This is a genomic window from Streptococcus sp. k-90 (assembly GCF_013277565.1).
Lineage (GTDB): Bacteria > Bacillota > Bacilli > Lactobacillales > Streptococcaceae > Streptococcus.
This window is the reverse complement of sequence record NZ_VMNE01000019.1, coordinates 89922-109871: the sequence shown is the minus strand read 5'-3', so window position 1 is coordinate 109871 and position 19950 is coordinate 89922. Positions and strand designations below refer to the sequence as shown.

The 19950-nt window shown below is 40.3% G+C and carries 19 protein-coding genes; 4 read left to right on the top strand and 15 right to left on the bottom strand.

Annotated elements, in window-relative coordinates:
- Window positions 1-6 precede the first annotated feature (6 nt).
- Genes HT734_RS06665 through parE form a run of 3 tightly spaced genes read right to left on the bottom strand, consistent with a single transcriptional unit; the run spans window position 7 to window position 3526 of the window.
- Complete coding sequence (locus tag HT734_RS06665; RefSeq protein WP_153192457.1) at window positions 7-741, bottom strand: type II CAAX endopeptidase family protein; 735 nt, start codon at window positions 739-741, stop codon at window positions 7-9.
- Entirely contained in the window at window positions 722-1555 is an 834-nt protein-coding gene (locus tag HT734_RS06660; protein ID WP_173278359.1) for an aminoglycoside 6-adenylyltransferase, read from the bottom strand. The genes HT734_RS06665 and HT734_RS06660 overlap by 20 nt, the downstream gene beginning before the upstream one ends.
- A gap of 27 nt (window positions 1556-1582) precedes the next feature.
- Window positions 1583-3526 carry a DNA topoisomerase IV subunit B gene (parE, locus tag HT734_RS06655; RefSeq protein WP_173278361.1) on the bottom strand — a complete coding sequence of 648 codons (1944 nt, stop codon included), beginning with the start codon at window positions 3524-3526 and terminating at the stop codon, window positions 1583-1585.
- A gap of 135 nt (window positions 3527-3661) precedes the next feature.
- Here parE and plsY point away from each other — a divergent pair, with 135 nt between their 5' ends.
- Window positions 3662-4303, top strand: a complete 642-nt coding sequence (gene plsY, locus HT734_RS06650) for a glycerol-3-phosphate 1-O-acyltransferase PlsY (protein ID WP_173278363.1) — start codon at window positions 3662-3664, stop codon at window positions 4301-4303.
- A 37-nt stretch (window positions 4304-4340) separates the two neighbouring features.
- Here plsY and HT734_RS06645 read toward each other — a convergent pair whose 3' ends face one another.
- The 9 genes from HT734_RS06645 to HT734_RS06605 form a co-directional block, all read right to left on the bottom strand.
- On the bottom strand, window positions 4341-5297 hold the full coding sequence (locus tag HT734_RS06645; protein WP_050261461.1) for an ABC transporter permease: 957 nt from the start codon (window positions 5295-5297) through the stop codon (window positions 4341-4343).
- A gap of 2 nt (window positions 5298-5299) precedes the next feature.
- Window positions 5300-6358 (bottom strand): ABC transporter permease, encoded by a 1059-nt coding sequence (locus HT734_RS06640; RefSeq protein ID WP_173278365.1) that lies wholly within the window; start codon window positions 6356-6358, stop codon window positions 5300-5302.
- Window positions 6351-7886: an ABC transporter ATP-binding protein gene (locus tag HT734_RS06635; protein ID WP_173278367.1), complete on the bottom strand. Its 1536-nt coding sequence runs from the start codon at window positions 7884-7886 to the stop codon at window positions 6351-6353. The genes HT734_RS06640 and HT734_RS06635 overlap by 8 nt, the downstream gene beginning before the upstream one ends.
- Window positions 7887-8029: 143 nt before the next feature.
- Window positions 8030-9082, bottom strand: coding sequence for a BMP family protein (locus tag HT734_RS06630; protein WP_061759018.1), 1053 nt, complete (start codon window positions 9080-9082; stop codon window positions 8030-8032).
- 89 nt (window positions 9083-9171) lie between these two features.
- Window positions 9172-9561: a cytidine deaminase gene (locus HT734_RS06625; protein WP_173278369.1), complete on the bottom strand. Its 390-nt coding sequence runs from the start codon at window positions 9559-9561 to the stop codon at window positions 9172-9174.
- The gene (gene deoC / locus HT734_RS06620; protein ID WP_061759016.1) at window positions 9548-10210 is read right to left on the bottom strand and encodes a deoxyribose-phosphate aldolase; all 663 of its coding nucleotides are present in this window, start codon (window positions 10208-10210) and stop codon (window positions 9548-9550) included. Before deoC ends, HT734_RS06625 begins: the two co-directional genes overlap by 14 nt.
- A 19-nt stretch (window positions 10211-10229) precedes the next feature.
- Window positions 10230-11507, bottom strand: a complete 1278-nt coding sequence (locus tag HT734_RS06615) for a pyrimidine-nucleoside phosphorylase (RefSeq protein WP_061759015.1) — start codon at window positions 11505-11507, stop codon at window positions 10230-10232.
- Window positions 11504-12094 carry a class I SAM-dependent methyltransferase gene (locus tag HT734_RS06610; RefSeq protein WP_079114816.1) on the bottom strand — a complete coding sequence of 197 codons (591 nt, stop codon included), beginning with the start codon at window positions 12092-12094 and terminating at the stop codon, window positions 11504-11506. The genes HT734_RS06615 and HT734_RS06610 overlap by 4 nt, the downstream gene beginning before the upstream one ends.
- A gap of 193 nt (window positions 12095-12287) precedes the next feature.
- Window positions 12288-12692 (bottom strand): hypothetical protein, encoded by a 405-nt coding sequence (locus HT734_RS06605; RefSeq protein ID WP_000698106.1) that lies wholly within the window; start codon window positions 12690-12692, stop codon window positions 12288-12290.
- Window positions 12693-12882: 190 nt separating this feature from the next.
- Between HT734_RS06605 and coaA the strand changes: the two genes are divergently transcribed.
- From coaA to HT734_RS06590, 3 genes are all read left to right on the top strand, one after another.
- The gene (gene coaA, locus HT734_RS06600) at window positions 12883-13803 is read left to right on the top strand and encodes a type I pantothenate kinase (RefSeq protein ID WP_173278371.1); all 921 of its coding nucleotides are present in this window, start codon (window positions 12883-12885) and stop codon (window positions 13801-13803) included.
- A gap of 67 nt (window positions 13804-13870) precedes the next feature.
- Complete coding sequence (rpsT, locus tag HT734_RS06595) at window positions 13871-14107, top strand: 30S ribosomal protein S20 (protein ID WP_001274000.1); 237 nt, start codon at window positions 13871-13873, stop codon at window positions 14105-14107.
- A 52-nt stretch (window positions 14108-14159) separates the two neighbouring features.
- On the top strand, window positions 14160-14672 hold the full coding sequence (locus tag HT734_RS06590) for a DNA topology modulation protein (RefSeq protein WP_061759012.1): 513 nt from the start codon (window positions 14160-14162) through the stop codon (window positions 14670-14672).
- Between the two features lie 230 nt (window positions 14673-14902).
- Here the strand turns inward: HT734_RS06590 and HT734_RS06585 are convergent, their stop codons facing one another.
- From HT734_RS06585 to HT734_RS09605, 3 genes are all read right to left on the bottom strand, one after another.
- The gene (locus tag HT734_RS06585) at window positions 14903-15634 is read right to left on the bottom strand and encodes an NAD-dependent protein deacylase (RefSeq protein ID WP_061759011.1); all 732 of its coding nucleotides are present in this window, start codon (window positions 15632-15634) and stop codon (window positions 14903-14905) included.
- A gap of 228 nt (window positions 15635-15862) precedes the next feature.
- Entirely contained in the window at window positions 15863-16573 is a 711-nt protein-coding gene (deoD, locus tag HT734_RS06580) for a purine-nucleoside phosphorylase (protein WP_012972499.1), read from the bottom strand.
- Window positions 16574-17012: 439 nt separating this feature from the next.
- Window positions 17013-19745: a thiol-activated cytolysin C-terminal domain-containing protein gene (locus HT734_RS09605; protein WP_173278373.1), complete on the bottom strand. Its 2733-nt coding sequence runs from the start codon at window positions 19743-19745 to the stop codon at window positions 17013-17015.
- Window positions 19746-19950: the final 205 nt, after the last annotated feature.

The following is a 19950-nucleotide window of genomic DNA, read 5'->3' as shown; positions in this document are numbered from 1 at the left end:
ATAAATTTAACTGTTTCTTTGTAGGTAGTGAGAAAAGAAGAGCAATCCTACTAATCCTAGAATGAATAAAAGATTAATTTTAATAACAAATAAGCTAAGTAGGGTATTAATTAGACCGTGAAAAATGGCGCAAAAAAGGACCGACTTTGTCTTTTTGAAAACAGCTGCTAGAAGAATACTGAGATAAATTGCAAATAGACTGAATAATATAAAAGGCATCCCACTTTGGGAACTTCCAATCACAAACCATAAAGGTACATGCCATATTGCCCAAATACAACCTGTTATCAAACCGGAAATCCAAAAGGAGAATCTAGTTTCCAAAGTTGGTTGCAAGATGCCTCGCCATCCCAATTCTTCTTCGCCACCATAAACACAGACTGCACTCAAAAAAACAACTAACAAATTTCCTAGTGGAAAAGCCGGATTAAGCTCCTTAGAGGAGAAAGCAATGACACCTGTCTGCACGAAAATTAGTAAAAGAAATAACAAAATATATTTCTTTGAGTCCCCTAAGATAAAAGAGACTATGCTTTTAATGGATTTTTGAGGCAAACAAGAAATGGCTGCAATGGTTGGACCAAAACCTCCTAGTAAATGGAGAAAAATTCCTAGTGGACTTGTTAGACTTAAGAGGCTCATTTGCGTCAGAAAAGCGAGCAATCCCCAACCAAATCCCCAAGAAATGAGAAAACTAATCAGTAAAAATTTTGTTATCTTATTATTTTGTAAATGTTTCATTTGTTTCGAGTCTCTCCTTAGCATACTCAATCATCTTCTCAGCTACCTCCATATCATAGTCAAATCCCAGCTTTTTAGCAAGGTACTGAGCCTCTCGGTGGAAAAATTCCATCGTAGCAAACAAAGACTGGCTGAGTTTCTCTATACTTGAAAAATCAAGCAGATTTGAGAATTCTTTCTCTTTCTCAGCAGGCAAATACTGAAAGAGGTACTTGTAGTTCTTGCCGATATCGACTTTCCCCCTATCACTTGCAACCTGCCAAGCCAAAATTTTCAAGAATTCTTGTTGACAAATGCCGTAGAGATGGTCAGTCGCGTAGATGACTTGCTTACGACAGATTCCTTTGACCACGTAGGCTGACACCCACCAAAATTCATTGCAGGCTTTTTCAAAATCTATCGCACTAGCTGGGCTTGTCCAGTAACGCTCTAGATTTTGAGAATAGGGTTCAAATAAATGTTCTGGATCTTCTAAAACAGTGAATCCTGCCTCACTATCCACCCACTCTTGGATGTGGTCTTTGAGGCAGAGAGTCAAATCAATACGATTACCATCTTCAAAGAGCATGAGATAAAGACGACGATGGTCAAGAACAACCTCTTGCTCTATAATTCGTTTTCCGAAATAGTCCAACCAAGAAAGGTCACTCGTCAGATTATCAAAATCATCCACGACATAGACCACATCGTAGTCTTGAAATTCATCTTTTGGTGCTTTTGTATCAGTTCGTGAACCAGATAGAGCGACAGCTTTAACTTTCAAGTTTTTAGCTATCTTTATAAGAAGAGATAGCATTTCTGTTTCAGTCCTCATGTTAATACCTATTCATTAAAAAGTGACTTAAAACACTGTCGCTTCTTCCAGCGTAAACTTAACGTTATCTTCAATCCACTTACGGCGTGGTTCGACCTTGTCTCCCATGAGGACATTGACGCGGCGTTCGGCGCGAGCTAGGTCTTCAATGGTGACACGGATGAGTGTACGGGTTTCTGGATTCATAGTTGTTTCCCAGAGTTGATCCGCATTCATCTCACCAAGTCCTTTGTACCGTTGGAGGGTAGCGCCTTTACCGAACTGCTTGCGGAGTTCTTCTAGTTCACCGTCCGTCCAAGCATAGGCCACTTCTTCTTTCTTGCCTTTTCCTTTGGACATCTTGTAAAGAGGTGGAAGGGCGATATAGACATGACCTGCCTCAACTAACGGACGCATGTAACGGTAGAAAAATGTCAAGAGTAAGGTCTGGATGTGGGCACCGTCGGTATCCGCATCGGTCATGATAATGATCTTATCATAGTTGGCATCTTCAATGGAGAAGTCTGCTCCAACACCCGCACCGATGGTATAAATCATAGTGTTGATTTCCTCATTTTTGAGGATATCCGCCATCTTGGCCTTGGCTGTATTGATAACCTTACCACGAAGAGGTAGAATAGCCTGGAACTTGCGGTCACGGCCTTGTTTGGCAGAACCACCGGCAGAGTCCCCCTCGACTAGATAGAGTTCATTCTTAGTTGGATTCTTAGACTGGGCTGGGGTTAATTTTCCAGAAAGTAATCCCTTGTCCTTTTTATTTTTCTTACCATTTCGGCTCTCATCACGCGCCTTACGTGCCGCTTCGCGAGCATCACGGGCCTTGATAGCCTTACGAATGAGATTGGAAGCCAATTCACCATTTTCCATAAGGAAGAAGGTCAACTTATCCGCCACAATGCCATCCACAACTGGACGAGCTAGTGGACTTCCTAGTTTGTCCTTGGTCTGACCTTCAAACTGGAGGTGTTCTTCAGGAACAAGGATAGAAAGAACGGCCGCTAGTCCCTCACGATAGTCTGACCCTTCAAGGTTTTTATCTTTTTCCTTGAGAAGCCCCGTCTTACGCGCATAGTCGTTCATGACCTTGGTAATGGCAGACTTAAGTCCAGTCTCGTGCGTACCACCATCTTTGGTGCGAACGTTATTGACAAAGGACAAAATATTATCTGAAAATCCATCATTATACTGGAGGGCTACTTCCACTTGGAAACCATTGTCTTCTCCTTCAAAGTAAAGAACTGGCGTTAAGGTCTCCTTGTCTTCGTTCAGATAAGAAACAAAGTCTTGTACCCCATTCTCATAGTGGAACTCAATCGCTTCATCTGTTCGCTTATCTGTCAGAGACAAGGTCACATTTTTCAAGAGAAAGGCTGATTCATTGAGACGTTCTGAGATGGTATTGTATTTAAAGTCTGTCGTAGAAAAAATGGTCGCATCAGGCATAAATGTAACCTTGGTACCTGTTTTAGACTTGGGTGCTGTACCGATTTTCTTCAAAGTCGTAACAGGTTTGCCACCATTTTCAAAACGTTGCTTGTAAACTGCACCATCACGAGTAATTTCAACTTCCAACCAGCTTGATAGGGCGTTTACAACGGAAGAGCCAACCCCGTGGAGACCACCTGATGTCTTGTAGCCTCCTTGACCAAATTTTCCTCCTGCGTGAAGAATGGTAAAGATAACCTCAACGGTTGGAATTCCCATAGCGTGCATCCCCGTCGGCATCCCACGACCATGGTCTTGCACAGTCAAACTGCCATCTTTATTGATAGTCACATCAATACGGTCACCAAATCCAGACAAGGCCTCATCGACAGCATTATCGACGATTTCCCAGACTAGGTGGTGGAGACCAGCTCCATCGGTCGATCCGATATACATCCCTGGACGTTTTCGGACCGCATCCAACCCTTCTAGCACCTGAATGGCATCATCATTATAATTGTTAATATTGATTTCCTTTTTTGACACAAGGAACCTCCTATTCGTTCATCTTTACTATTCTACAGGTTTTCTAAGGATTTTGCAAAATTTTTCTTTCTCCGCTGTGACAATTTCAGAAGAGATTCTCTGCCTTTCTTCTCCATTTCATGATATAATAGGAGTATGATTACAATAGTTTTATTAATCCTAGCCTATCTGCTGGGTTCGATTCCGTCTGGTCTCTGGATTGGACAAGTATTTTTTCAAATCAATCTGCGCGAACATGGTTCTGGTAACACTGGAACGACCAATACCTTCCGCATTTTAGGTAAGAAAGCGGGTATGGCAACCTTTGTCATTGACTTTTTCAAAGGAACCCTAGCAACGCTTCTTCCGATTATGTTTCATCTGCAAGGCGTTTCTCCTCTCATCTTTGGGCTTTTAGCTGTTATTGGCCATACCTTCCCTATCTTTGCAGGATTTAAGGGAGGCAAGGCTGTCGCAACCAGTGCTGGAGTGGTTTTCGGATTTGCGCCTGTCTTCTGTCTCTACCTTGCAGTTGTTTTCTTTGGAACCCTCTATCTTGGTAGTATGATTTCACTATCTAGTGTCACAGCATCTATCGCGGCTGTCATTGGAGTTCTACTCTTTCCACTTGTTGGTTTTATCCTGAGCAACTATGACCCTCTCTTCATCGCTATTATCCTAGCACTTGCTAGTTTGATTATCATTCGTCATAAGGACAATATCACACGCATCAAAAATAAAACTGAAAATTTGGTCCCTTGGGGATTGAACTTGACCCACCAACATCCTAAAAAATAAAACGCCAGTTCATTTGAACTGACGTTTTTTTGTATACTTATTTTGATTTGATATAGTTGATACCATCTGCTTTTGGTGCGACTGCTTTTCCAAAGAAGGCTGCCAAGACAAGAATGGTCAAAACATAAGGTGCGATTTGAAGATAAACCGTAGGAACTCCTTGTAGGAACGGCAACTGAGAACCGATAACGGCCAAACTTTGTGAAAGCCCAAAGAAGAGACTAGAAAGCATGGCTCCGATTGGGTTCCATTTCCCAAAGATCATCGCAGCAAGGGCGATAAATCCAGGTCCAACAATAGTTGTCACTGAGAAGTTAACTGAGATTGATTGAGCATAAATCGCTCCGCCAATTCCACCTAGGAAACCTGAAATAATAACCCCTAAATATCTCATCTTGTAGACGTTGATTCCCAACGTGTCCGCTGCTTGAGGATGTTCACCGACAGAGCGGAGACGAAGACCAAATCGAGTCTTAAAGAGAATAAACCAAGCAAGGAATGAGAAGGCAATCGCTAGATAACCAAGTAGACTAGTTGACTTGAAGAAGATATCACCAATCACTGGGATATTTGCCAAGACTGGAAAGTCAAAGCGTCCAAAAGTCTGACTTAGGTTGTCGGTTTGTCCTTTGTTATAAAGGACTTTCACTAAGAAAACAGCCAAGGCAGGCGCCATCAAGTTCAATACCGTACCACTGACAACATGGTCTGCACGAAAATGAACCGTCGCCGCTGCGTGGATGATAGAGAAGACACCACCAACCAATCCTGCTACAAGCAAGGATAGCCATGGAGTTGCTGCTCCAAATTGTTCTGCAAATTCAAGGTTAAAGACAACTCCAGAAAAGGCACCCATAACCATAATTCCTTCAAGTCCGACGTTGACCACACCACCACGTTCAGAGAAAACGCCACCGATACTTGTAAAGATGAGGGGAGCTGAGTAAATCAGCATAGAAGACACCAAGAGGGTGAGCAAGGTTGTAATAGACATCTTTACTTACCTCCTTTAACTTGTTTTTTCGGTTTGACAAAGCGTTCGATAAGGTAATGAACACTGACAAAGAAGATAATAGACGCTGTTACAATGCTGACAAGTTCAGACGGTACCTGCGCCGCATTCATACCAGGGGCTCCAACTTGGAGAACACCAAATAGGAAGGCTGCAAAGAGAATACCGATTGGTGAGTTGGCCGCAAGCAGACTAACCGCCATACCGTTGAATCCGACAGCTAATGACGATCCCTGAACATAGACGTTCTGGAAGGTTCCAAGTCCTTCAACAGCTCCACCAAGACCTGCCAATGCACCTGAAATAATCATTGAGAGGATAATTGTTCGTTTGGAAGAAATACCAGCATATTCTGAAGCATGTGGATTAAGACCAACCGCACGGATTTCAAAACCAAGAGTTGTTTTCTTGAGCATAAACCAAATAACTGCAACCGCAATGATAGCAAAGAAAATACCAATATTCATCCGCGAATTCCCAGTCAACTCAGCCAACCAAGGGGTCTGATAGGTTGCATTAGCCCCAACACGAATCGTCGAATCTGTACTTTGCATGAAATCTTTAGGGAAGGCATGGATAAAAGCATTTCCTACATACAAGACAATGTAGTTCATCATGATAGTTACAATAACCTCTGACGTCCCTAGATAGGCTCTAAGAATACCCGGAATCGCACCGACAATTCCACCAGCAATCAAGGCAATCACGATAGTTGCTAGAATCATCAACGGACGGGGCATATCTGGATGCGCCAAGGCAAACCAACCGCTTAGAATCCAACCTGCCAAAGCCTGACCAGGAAGTCCGACGTTAAAGAAACCTGCACGACTGGCAACGGCAAAACCAAGACCAATCAAGACCAAAGGCCCCATAGCACGGAAGATTTCTCCAATCCCACGTAGACTACCAAAGGCTGTATAGAACAATTCTTCGTAGCCCCAAATAGCATCATAACCGAAGATCCACATGACAATGGCCCCGAGTAAAATTCCTAGGAAGACAGAAATCAAGGGAACCGAAATTTGTTGTAATTTTTTAGACATCACTCTTCTCCTTTCCCAAGTTTCCACCAGCCATCAAGACACCAAGTTCTTGTTTATTGGTTGTTTCTGGTGACACAATACCTTGAATCTTACCATCATGAATAACGGCAATACGGTCTGAGACGTTTAAAATCTCGTCCAATTCAAAGCTGACAACAAGTACAGCCTTCCCATTATCACGCTCTTCAATCAAGCGCTTGTGGATATATTCAATGGCACCGACATCCAACCCACGAGTTGGCTGGCTGACGATAAGGAGATCAGGATCACGATCAATTTCACGAGCAATAATTGCTTTTTGTTGATTTCCTCCTGAGAGTGCAGCTGCAGGAACAAATTCGCTGGCAGCACGAACATCAAACTCCTCCATTAGCTTTTTAGCATAAGAAGTAATATTTGAATAGTTCAAAATTCCATTTTTACTATGTGGTTCTTTATAGTAGGTTTGAAGGGCAATATTTTCAGAAATCATCATTTCCAAAATCAAACCATCACGGTGACGGTCTTCTGGAACGTGCCCAACACTTTGTTCTGTAATTTGTCGTGGATGCAAGCCTACAATTGAATTTCCTTTTAGCTCAATGCTTCCAGATTCAACCTTGCGAAGACCTGTAATGGCTTGAATCAGTTCAGACTGGCCATTTCCATCAATCCCTGCAATACCAACAATCTCTCCAGCACGAACATCCAAGGACAGATTTTTAACAGCTGGAACACCACGGTTTTCATTGACCACCAAATCTTTGATAGACAAGACCACTTCTTTTGGTTGAGAGGCTTGTTTCTCTGTTTTAAAGGAAACAGAACGTCCTACCATCATTTCTGCTAAATCAGCATTGGTAGCCCCTGCAATTTCGACTGTTTCAATTGATTTCCCACGACGAATAACTGTAACGCGGTCAGAAACTGCACGAATCTCATCCAACTTATGGGTGATCAAGATAATTGATTTTCCTTCTTTGACAAGATTTTTCATAATAGCCATCAACTCATCAATTTCTGATGGAGTCAAAACAGCCGTTGGTTCGTCAAAGATAAGGATATCAGCCCCCCGATAAAGGGTTTTTAAAATTTCTACACGTTGTTGGGCTCCAACTGAGATATCTGCTACCTTGGCAGAAGGATCAACAGCTAAGCCATAACGTTCAGAAAGAGCCTTGATTTCTTTGCTAGCTCCAGCAATATCTAGCACACCATTTTTAGTCAATTCACTACCTAAAATGATGTTTTCAGCCACTGTGAAGGCTTCTACCAACATAAAGTGCTGGTGAACCATTCCGATTCCCAAACTAGCTGCTTTAGATGGTGAGTCGAGGTTGACAACTTGACCGTTGACCACAATTTCACCACTGGTTGGTTCAAGAAGCCCTGCTAACATATTCATGAGCGTAGACTTACCAGCCCCATTTTCTCCTAAAAGTGCATGAATTTCACCTTTTCGTAGGTGCAGATTGATTTTGTCGTTGGCAACAAATTCACCAAACACCTTGGTAATATCACGCATCTCAATGACATTTTCGTGTGCCATGTGCTCTCCCTTTCAGAGTCTTATTTTATTTCAATAAAACTTGCTAGTTTCTCTAGTAGCAAGCTTTACTGAGACAAAATGACTTTGTCTCAACTCTTAAAAAAGCGGCCGAGGGCCGCTTCCTAAGAAATGACTTCCATCCATTATTTTTCAGGAACTTTTACGCTTCCATCAAGGATTTTAGCTTTAGCAGCTTCGACAGCTTTTTTACCTTCTTCTGAAAGGTTTGTTACTGCTAAGTCAACCCCTTTATCTTTCAATGAGTAAACGATCACTTGACCGCCAGGGAATTCACCTTTTTCTGCCTTGTTAGAGATATCTTTTACAGTTGTACCAACTTGTTTCAAAGTAGATGCAAGAACAAAGTTTGATTCTTTGCCATCTTTAGAAGTGTATTTACCTTCTGCTTCTTGGTCACGGTCTACACCGATAACCCAAACTTTTTCATTTTCAGGACGGCTCTCGTTGAGTGATTTTGCTTCTGCAAAGACACCCGCACCTGTACCACCAGCTACTTGGTAAACAATATCTGCACCAGCTGCGTATTGTGCGGCTGCAATTGTTTTACCTTTCGCAGCATCACCAAATGAACCAGCGTAGTCAACTTGTACTTTGATAGATGGGTCTACTGACGCAACACCAGCCTTGAATCCTGCTTCAAAACGAGAGATAACTTCTGACTCCATACCACCTACAAAACCAACTTGTTTTGTTTTAGTTGTTTTTGCTGCAGCTACACCTGCAAGGTAACCTGACTCATTATCAGCGAAAGTTACGCTAGCAACATTTTTTTGGTCTTTAATCACATCATCAATCAAGACATAGTTGATATCAGTGTGCTCTTTTGCTGCATCTTTAACTGCATTATTAAGGGCAAAACCAACACCGAAGATTAGGTTGTAACTTCCAGCCGCTTGTTGCAAGTTGTTAGCGTAGTCAGCTTCACTTGTTGATTGGAAGTAAGTAAAACCTTTATCTTTTGAAAGATTATGTTCTTTACCCCAGTCTTGCAAACCTTCCCAAGCTGATTGGTTGAATGATTTGTCATCAACACCACCAGTATCAGTGACGATTGCTGCCTTTGTCTTCACATCAGAAGATGAAGCTGCGTTACGAGAAGAGCGGTTACCACATGCAGCAAGTCCAACTGCTGCCACTGCAACTAGACCAAGGCCTAGCCATTGTTTCTTGTTCATTACTGAACCTCCTAAATAAGATGTGCAACGATGTTGCAAGTATGGATTGGTTGGTCACAAGGACCGTGCCACTCAGAGAGCGACTCAGACTAGTTTAAGTCTGTAAAAGAGTATGGAAGTAATTCCCCGACCGTCATCTCGACCGTCGATTTATCTTTTGCGACTAAGGTCACTTTTAGATCTTGTTGAAAAAATTCAGCCATCACTTGGCGACAAGCACCACATGGTGAAATTGGTTTTTCAGTCTGTCCATAGACAATCAATTCTGAAAACTCTCTTTGGCCTTCGGAAACTGCTTTAAAAATCGCTGTACGCTCTCCGCAGTTTGTCAAAGGATAGCTAGCATTTTCGATATTGACACCTGTATAAACACTACCATCTTTCGCCACTAAAACAGCTCCGATAGGAAAGTGAGAATAGGGGACATAGGCTTTCTTGCTGGTTTCAATTGCCAGTTCAATCAACTCAGTAGTCGCCATCTGCCAATTCTCCTTTTAAAATGGCTACCCCAGCTGACGTTCCGATACGGGTCGCACCTGCTTCCACAAATGCAAGAGCATCTGCATAAGAACGAGCTCCACCAGCAGCCTTGACACCCATTTCAGGTCCAACTGTTTCACGCATCAATTTGACATCTGCTATCGTAGCACCACCAGTTGAAAAGCCAGTTGAAGTTTTTACGAAATCAGCTCCAGCTTTTTGAGCTAATTGGCAAGCCACAACTTTTTCTTGGTCTATCAGAAGGCAAGCTTCAATAATGACTTTCACTAACTTGTCACCACTTGCTTCTACAACAGCACGGATGTCCGATTCAACCAAGGCTAAATTACCTGATTTGAGAGCCCCAACATTGATTACCATGTCAATCTCGTCAGCCCCATTTTGGATAGCTTCTTTTGTTTCAAATGCTTTCACAGCTGAAGTTGTTGCCCCCAAAGGGAAACCTACTACTGTGCAGACCTTGACATCTGTGCCTTTAAGCCCTTTTTTGGCATGTTCAACCCAGGTCGGATTAACGCAAACACTGGCAAAATCATACTCCCTAGCCTCAGACAACAAACAATCAATTTGATTTTCTGTTGCATCTTGTTTTAAAAGCGTATGATCGATATATTTATTTAATTTCATATTCGGATTCTCCTGCGGTTTATGAGATAATTTCTATAATTTCTCGTAAACTTTGCATCCTATCATTTATTTTAACATATTTTTGAAAATCTGTAACTAGCTGAGGAGAAATTTTTCCATTTGTGTATACTTTTGCAACAATTTCTCCCTTTTGAACGGAATCTCCAACTTTCTTTTCAAAAACAATTCCTGTTTCATAGTCCAAGGCATCAGACTTGACTGCACGGCCTGCCCCCAGTCTCATAGCATAAAGCCCAAATTCCATTGCTGGAAGAGCTGAAATGACACCCGTTTCCTGAGCAGGGATTTCCACCACATGGGCTACATTGACAGGCCGATAGAGATCTTCCAAGTCTCCACCTTGGGCTTGGACCATCTCCTCAAACTTAGCCAGCGCGTGACCATTTTCAAGATGTTGGCGAACTTCTTCAACTGTCTTGTTTACATTTGCCAGGCCAAGCATAATTTGAGCCAATTCGCATATAAAATGGGTAATATCCTGACGGCCTTGCCCTTGTAAAATCTCCAATGCTTCAAGGATTTCCAGACGATTTCCAATCGCTCGTCCCAAAGGCTGGCTCATATCCGTAATCACTGCTACCGTTTTTCGACCAACTGCTTTACCTAGTTCTACCATAGTTTGAGCCAATTCACGTGCCTCATCAACCGTCTTCATGAAGGCACCCTCTCCGACAGTTACGTCTAGCAAAATAGCATCCGCTCCTGCCGCAATTTTCTTGCTCATCACCGAACTCGCAATCAAAGGAATCGTGTCGACAGTTGCGGTCACATCACGAAGAGCATAGAGAAGTTTGTCAGCTTTGACAAGCTGGTCTGATTGCCCAATGACAGATACTCCAATATCCTGCACTTGATTAATGAAATCCTCTTGACTACGTTCTACTTGATATCCCTTAATGGACTCCAATTTATCAATTGTTCCACCAGTATGGCCGAGACCACGACCACTCATTTTTGCCACAGGCACACCAAAGCTAGCAACAAGAGGAGCCAAAATCAAGGTTACCTTATCACCAACACCCCCAGTAGAATGCTTGTCAACCTTAACCCCTTCAATAGCTGATAAATCAAACTCTTGACCTGTCTGAACCATTTTCATGGTCAAATCAGATATTTCTCGAGTCGTCATTCCTTTAAAATAAACAGCCATAGCAAAGGCAGACATCTGATAGTCAGGAACAGTTCCTGACACATAGCCTTCTACCAGCCATTCAATTTCACTAGAAGTCAGTTCTTGACCATCTCGTTTCTTTTGGATTAAATCAACTGCTCTCATTCTTTCACACTTCTAAGGATATAGTATCCCTTATCTTTTTTGACGATTTCACAATTGCCAAACACATCTTCCATCTTGGACTTAGCACTTGGAGCCCCTTGTTTTTTCTGGATAACTATGGTCAAATCTCCACCAGTTTCCAAGAAATCTTTACTTTTCTCAATGATTTCATGAACTACTTGCTTGCCCGCACGGATAGGGGGATTGGAAATGACATGGTCAAAATGTCCTTCAACTTGTTCATAGATGTTGGACTGAAAAACCGTCGCTTCTACTTTATTTCGTTCAGCATTTTGCCGCGCCAAATCCAAGGCACGATTATTAATATCGACCATGGTCGCCTGAACACCATAAGCCTTAGCTAAAGACAAGCCCAAAGGTCCGTAACCACAGCCTACATCCAGGACAGTTTCTCCTTGGTTGACCTCAAGACACTTGAGCAAGAGTTGACTTCCAAAGTCAATCATTTTCTTGCTAAAAACACCCGCATCCGTCAAAAAGGTCATTTTTTCTCCCAACAAGTCCACTCTCAACTCATGAATGTCGTGAGCAGCATCAGGATTTTCTGCATAATACATTTTACTCATGAAACTATTTTACCATAATTTGACTTAAATTGTAAATCGTTTACAAATTGATAATAAAACGAAAAAGACTGAAGAAAGCTAGTCACGAAGACATTTTCTTCAATCTCTTTCAACACTTATAAATAATAAACCATTTAGAACTATAAATATCACAGTCCAGATAAAAACAAAAAGTTTATCACCTATATTATTTCTATTGCTTAACCTTAAAATACTTTATTATCAACAAAATTCCCAACAAGATGTTTAGATAAAAGCCCAACTGATAAGTTTGTGTCAGGATTTCCAAACTGGTCCAAAGTCGTATCAAATCTTCCAGTGACATGCTGAAGAAATAACCCTCTGTAGCAATCCACAAAATCAAAAATAGATAACTACCAGCAGCAAGCCATTTCGTCCACCGTTTTTTTAGTAAGAAAGCAATCAAGAGCGAACAGATAAAGATAGCTGTTACAATAGCATGTTCCATCAAAAAAGTAAAACCGTAATAGATTTCCACAAAGCGTCTACCATTATCTGCATTCGCCCCTTTTATAAAAGGTAGTGCAAAACTTAAAATAAAACAAAGTTCCAATGTGTAACGTTTTAAGATTTTCATAGTACACCTCCTATAAGTGGTGAACTAAAAAGCCCCCTTTATTAGCTTACAAATCAGTAGAAACTATCTCCTACTTCATCAATAAATTGGTCAACCTCTATTATACGATATTGGCTTACTATCATCAAGAAACCGCTTTATTTTTTTAGCTTTTTATGGTATGATAAACAAAATATCTAGGGGAAAACAAATGACCAACGAATTTTTACATTTTGAAAAAATCAGCCGCCAGACTTGGCAATCTTTACATCGAAAGACAACACCTCCTTTGACAGAAGAGGAATTAGAGTCCATCAAGAGTTTTAATGACCAGATTAGTTTACAGGATGTTACCGATGTCTATCTTCCCCTAGCCCATCTCATCCATATTTACAAGCGTACCAAGGATGATTTGGCCTTTTCCAAAGGAATTTTCCTTCAACGTGAAAGCAAATCCCAGCCTTTTATCATTGGGCTTTCTGGAAGTGTTGCCGTTGGAAAATCCACAACCAGTCGCCTACTTCAAATCCTACTGTCCCGTACACTTACAGATGCTAGGGTTGAGTTGGTAACAACTGATGGCTTTCTCTATCCCAACCAGACCTTGATTGAACAAGGGATCTTAAATCGCAAGGGATTTCCTGAAAGCTATGATATGGAAGCTCTTCTCAACTTCCTGGATCACATCAAAAATGGACAAGATGTAGATATTCCTGTCTATTCTCATGAAGTCTACGACATCGTACCTGAGGAAAAGCAAAGCGTCAAAGCTGCTGATTTTGTGATTGTTGAGGGAATAAATGTCTTTCAAAATCCACAAAACGAGCGTCTCTACATTACTGACTTCTTTGACTTTTCCATCTATGTTGATGCTTCAGTCGATGACATCGAGAGTTGGTATCTGGACCGTTTCTTAAAAATGCTGAGCCTAGCCCAAAACGACCCTGATAGCTACTATTATCGTTTTACTCAAATGCCAATTGGGGAAGTGGAATCCTTTGCCCATCAAGTCTGGACCAGTATCAATCTCACAAATCTACAAAATTATATTGAACCAACCAGAAATCGTGCAGAAGTGATTCTGCATAAAACAAAGAACCATGAAATCGATGAAATTTACTTAAAAAAGTAATTTTCCCTTGTCAAAACGTAAGTTTTCAGATATAATGGTATAGTTAGTAAAAATGGAGGTAAGAACATTGGCAAACATTAAATCAGCTATCAAACGCGCTGAATTGAACGTTAAACAAAACGAAAAGAACTCAGCTCAAAAATCAGCTATGCGTACTGCTATCAAAGCTTTCGAAGCAAACCCATCTGAAGAACTTTTCCGTGCTGCTAGCTCAGCTATCGATAAAGCAGAAACTAAAGGTTTGATTCACAAAAACAAAGCAAGCCGCGATAAAGCTCGTCTTTCAGCTAAACTTGCTAAATAAGAAACAGTCCATAGAGGCTGTTTTTTTGTCTCCAAATAGGAAAGGGTAGAAAATGAAAATCGCAATTATCGGATATTCTGGTGCTGGTAAGTCAACGCTAGCTGAAAAGTTATCTCTCTACTACTCCATCCCAAAACTTCACATGGACACACTCCAATTTCAACCTGGTTGGCAAGACAGTGACCGCGAATGGATGTTGACCGAGATGAAAAGCTTTCTCACCAAGCATGAAGATTGGGTCATTGATGGGAATTATTCTTGGTGCTATTACGAGGAAAGAATGCAGGAAGCTGACCAAATCATCTTTTTAAACTTCTCTGCTTGGAATTGTTTGCTAAGAGCCTTTAAGCGCTATTTAAAATACAGAGGAAAAGTGAGAGAAAGTATGGCTAAGGGATGCCCCGAGCAATTCAACTGGGAATTTATTCGTTGGATTCTCTGGGATGGTCGAACAAAAAATGCTAAGGATAGATACCAATACTTAAACAATACTTACCCAGAAAAGATGCATATTCTCCATTCTCAAGCAGAGATTGATTGTTTTTTGCAATCTTTAAAAAAGTAAACAATATAGTAGCATTTCATTAAAATCAGCATGTACTGATTGACTAAAAAAGGAAGTTTTTCATCCAGAAAGTCTTCCTTTTTTCCTTTTATTCAACAATTAAAAATAACTCGAGCAATTTATAAATCAACAATAAAATTCCCCTAGAAATGAAGAGAATCTTGTTCATAGTTTCTGAGTTCGTGATACAAAAAAACTAAAGGAAGTATAGTCCTACTTCTTTCAGTTTTTTATTGTCTCAATTTAGAAAAAACTTCTCCAATCTTACCTTCGATAACTAAATCAGCTTGGCTGTCTTGAGGAGTGCTGGACTTGTTGATAACGACAAGATTTGACCCTGAAAAATAATTGATTAGGCTAGCTGCAGGGTAAACAACTAAGGAAGTTCCACCAATGATCAACAAATCTGCTTGATGAATGACTTGGGCTGCGCGACTAAATACATCCATATCTAGCTCTTCCTCATAAAGTGTTACGTCAGGTTTGACCACCTTACCACAATCTAAGCAGTGGGGAACTGGACCTTCAAGTGCCAAAAAGGCAGTCAAATCATAAAAGCGATGACAGCCCAAACAATAATTACGATCTGCACTACCATGCAGTTTCAAAACTTTCTGAGATCCTGCCATTTCATGGAGGCTATCGATATTTTGCGTCACAATCGCCTTTAATTTACCTGTTTTTTCCAAAGACGCTAGATAATCATGTGCTAAATTCGGCTTAGCATCAGGATAGACCAGATACTTTTTGTAGAAATCAAAAAAATCCTCTGGATAGCGCTCAAACATAGTGCGTGAAACCAGTTGCTCGGCAGTAAAATGGCGACCTAGTTTCAGACTATATATACCATCTGAACTACGAAAATCTGGAATATTAGACTCTGTAGAAACCCCTGCACCACCGAAAAAGACAATTCTCTGACTTTGATCAATAATACCTTGTAATTGTTCAATCTTATCCATTTTGTACTCCTAGGAATTTTCAAGTTAAAAAGTTGAAAGCCTTGACTTCTTGTCAACTTGGCTTCCAACTTTATTTGATTATTATGAGGTCTTAAACTAACTCCTGTTAGCCCTTTGATACAATTAGGCTTCCTTCAATTTCCTTATTCTTACCTATTTCAGGATTGATTCATTGTTAATAGTTATCATTTTGAGAACAAGAGAAATCATTCTGAATATAGCCTACCTTTAGTCTGCAATCAATGTTTCCAAACCAACCTTCATCATATCAGTGAAGGTGTTTTGACGTTCTTCTGCAGTTGTATCTTCATCTGGATTAACCAAACTATCTGAAATAGTCATAATAGCTAAAGCATCAACATGGTGTTGAGCAGCAAGATAGTAAAGAGCCGCTGCTTCCATTTCCACAGCCTTGACTCCCCACTTACCAAGCTCAATGTTCTTTTCAAAGTAGTTTGAGTAAAAGACATCAGATGATAAAACGTTCCCAACGTGGGTTGTCATACCGAGTTCTTTAGCGATATGGTAGGCCTTATCAAGCAAATCAAAGCTAGCGATTTGTGGAAAATCGTACTGTGGCCAATCGTTGCGGATGATGTTTGAGTTAGTTGCAGCTGCCTGCGCCAAAACCAATTCACGAACATGGACATCTTCATTCAAAGAACCCGCAGTTCCCACACGGATTAATTTTTTCACACCGTAGTCAACAATCAACTCACGCGCATAAATCGAAATAGATGGCATTCCCATCCCAGTTCCCATGACAGATACACGGTGACCTTTGTAAGTACCTGTGTAACCAAACATGTTACGCACTTCGTTAAAGCAAACAGCATCTTCAAGGAAATTCTCCGCAATAAACTTAGCACGAAGAGGATCCCCAGGAAGAAGAATTTTATCAGCAATTTCACCCTGCTGAGCAGCAATATGGATAGACATAATTTATGATACAAAGAGCGACAAGAAAACGACTGAAAATTAGGAATCTGACGAGAAATCCTGATTTCTCAGTCAGATTATCTATTTTCCAAGTTTTCCGCTCGTGTTCAAATCAAAACACACGCTCTACCTTTCTTTTTTGTATATTTAGGATAGCAACAGAGAACAAAGTAAAAATAGGAAATCCGACAAAGATGTAAGGCATCTAGGAGGATTTATCTTTTTTACAAAGCCTCTAGCCCGGGTTCAATTCAAACCCGAACTACCCTTCCTTTCTTTTATTGTTATGAAAAGTTTTCCGCTCGTGTTCAAATCTGAACACGCGCTCTACCTTTCTGTTTAATTTTTGTTCTCTCTCAGAGAACTAGCTGAGTTCTGTTCAAGATCAGCTAGTGCTTTCTTATAAACTAGACAAACTAACTGTCATTGTACCATCAGATTACAAGACATCATCATCACTCACCTTAGAATTCAATGTTGTTCCCCAGTGAGTAATTTTTCGATGTGGTTGGGCAAGAATAGGTCTGTTGTCATAGATTGTTTGCCATCTATTCCAGATAAGACCTGTTCTCTTTTCGATCTTAATTCGAAGATTACGCATATTAGACTTAATTGGGAGATTGAGGACAAAGCCTGCGGTCTGATTACGCCCATTCCCTTCCCAAGAACGACTTCGGACAACTGATTGGCCATTTTTATCCACTGTAACTTCTTCCCACGATATTGAATAACGTGCAATATAAGCACCACTATGTTGAATAGTTAGGGTTTTATCTTTTACAGGAGTGTAGTTTAACAGTTGTACAGGCTTAGAAGCTTGAGTAGTTACATTATTTTTAGCTACAAATCGAAAAACTTCTACTTCTGCAAGGCTGAGAGCTTGATTTTTTTGACGCAATTGAATGCGAACACGGCGACCTAGTTTACCATTCAACTGGAGATCTAAACTGCTTCCTTCTAAACGAGAAACATATTGTCTAGCAACTTCTGTCCCTTTTTCATCATATAAAATCACATCAAAGTCTGACAGACGTTTAGAAAGTTCTCCATCCCCACGGTTATGAAGGCGAACAAGTCCTACCTGTTCTGTACGACCTAAATCAACTTCCCACCAAGGCTGATTTTCAAATTTTGTATGGGTAATTGATTGCTGGCTATAACTACTATTGGTATTGCCATCCAAGGCACGACTAGCATCTCCACCAAAATCAGTAGAACTTTGCTTAGCTTGTTTTTTCCAAGCGATATTCTCAGCACGATATACTTGGACTTCTGCAAGACTGAGAGCGTTATATCCATCTAACTCGATGCGTACAAAACGAGCTTTCTTATAATCAATCGAAATCTGAGCGGAACTATCTCGCAAGTATGCAATGCGCTTTCTTTCAATTTCTTTCCCAGAACTATCCAAAAGAATCACATTAAAATTGGTAAGCCTATCCTGAGCAGTATCTGTTCGATTATAAATATTGATTTGACGAATCGTTTCTTCCTTGTCTAAATCAACTTGCCACCAAGGTTTTGATTGAAAATCTGTATGAGTGACAGAATTATGTCCGTAATTTCCATCTAATTTCCCATCAACTGCTCTTCTAGCATCTCCTCCAAAAGCTGTCGAACTTTGAGTTACTCGTTTCCCTAGAGCTATATTTTCAAGAGGTTCAGCGCTTGGTTGACTAGATGACAGAGGGACTTGTTGTTTCTTAAAGAAATAAACTTTGTCCAATTTTTGATCACGATATCCCTGTTTATCAAGCGTATCACGTTTTCCAATATTAAAATTCGGGATAGCATTCATTCTACTTTCAAAATAACCACGCGAACGGTGTTTGAAACTAGAGTTACCTGTAAAAGTTACAATATCATTATCATTACGAATCAATGATGTCACAACATTATCATTATCGACCACATAATGTTTTATTTTACCAGATAGAGCTAACTTACGACTTTCTAACCCTACATCCCAGAAACCATTTTTTGCATTCCAAATAGTTCGAGAAGTAATTACTTTAGGAGCGCTAAATGTCGTAACTTTTTTCAAAACATTACTATAAAAAGTAGGATATTTCTGATAAGCTTCAACTGCTGCTATTTGAGCTAAGTAGCCTCCTAGCGAATGACCCGTCATATACAGATTGGTAATGCTAGAATCCTGCGCCAGTTCTTTTACAACATTACGGATATCATCCGCTTGTGCAGGTTTATTTCCTCCAAACAAAACAAAATCTGTACTTAAATCTTTCGCATCATTCAGTCTTGTTCCACGTATAGCCAACATATGCACCGTTCCATCTTTGAGATAAGGGAGATCGCTCTTGGTCTCAAATAAGAAAGCATCCAAGCCACTTGCTGTATGATAAGCCTTTTTCATCTTCCAAAATGGTGCCAGTTCATTGTGCATCATTTTATATTCTTGACGATCAAGATAAAGACTTGGAAAAGGATTTTTATGATCTAGAATTTTGTCAATGTAAGCATCATCACGATAAGCCAACTCCATAAAAAGGAGGGAATCACGATCTGTGACATACCATTGTTTCTTATTATCATCTTCCCCGTCCTCTAGTCCATCTCCATCACTATCTGCTAGTAAAGGATGGCTATGGTATCCTAAGTAGTCTTTCCCATCTTTATTGTAAACATACAATTCATCCTTATTTTTTATTCCATCATGATCATCATCTCCATCAGGATCTAAAAATTTTCCACCGTATAAAGAATTATCGACAAGATCCTTCTCTACATGGAGCTCTCCTTTAGAAATTTTGACAAAGTCTGCCTCTGTTACTGGTCGAGAATTTTTTGGCTCATCCTTTAGAATTTCCTCTTTCTTCAATTCCTCATGAGGTACAGCAGATTCTTTTTGATATAATTCTTCTCCTGCTTTTTCTTTCTGAGTTTTAACAACTTCTTTTGTCTCTAGAGTTGATTGAGCAACTGTAGTTTTCTCCTCTGTAATAGATATTTCCTGTTTTTTATCGGTACTGTCTAGTTTTGCCGGACTATCCGTTGCATTTACTACTAGAGGAGTTTCGTTTTTCACAACTGGACTGCCTTCATTGGCAGAAATTCCTGTCGGTGCTAAAAAAGCAAAACCAACTGCAACAGACACAACTCCGATACTTAGTTTTTTTATACCAAAACGCATAATTCGTTGATTAATTTTCATTTATTCATATATCTTTCTTTTATTTTTTTCACCCTCTTTACCAACAATACTCTCCAATCAGCTAATCTCCTTTAGCATCACAGTTTCATTTTTATACTTGGTTAACAAGGATTTGATGAGGTTTGTAAAAGTATGGGGACCTCATTCAATTTTCATATCATAATTCTATATGGAAGTTAATTATTTCATTCATCTTCCAACTCAC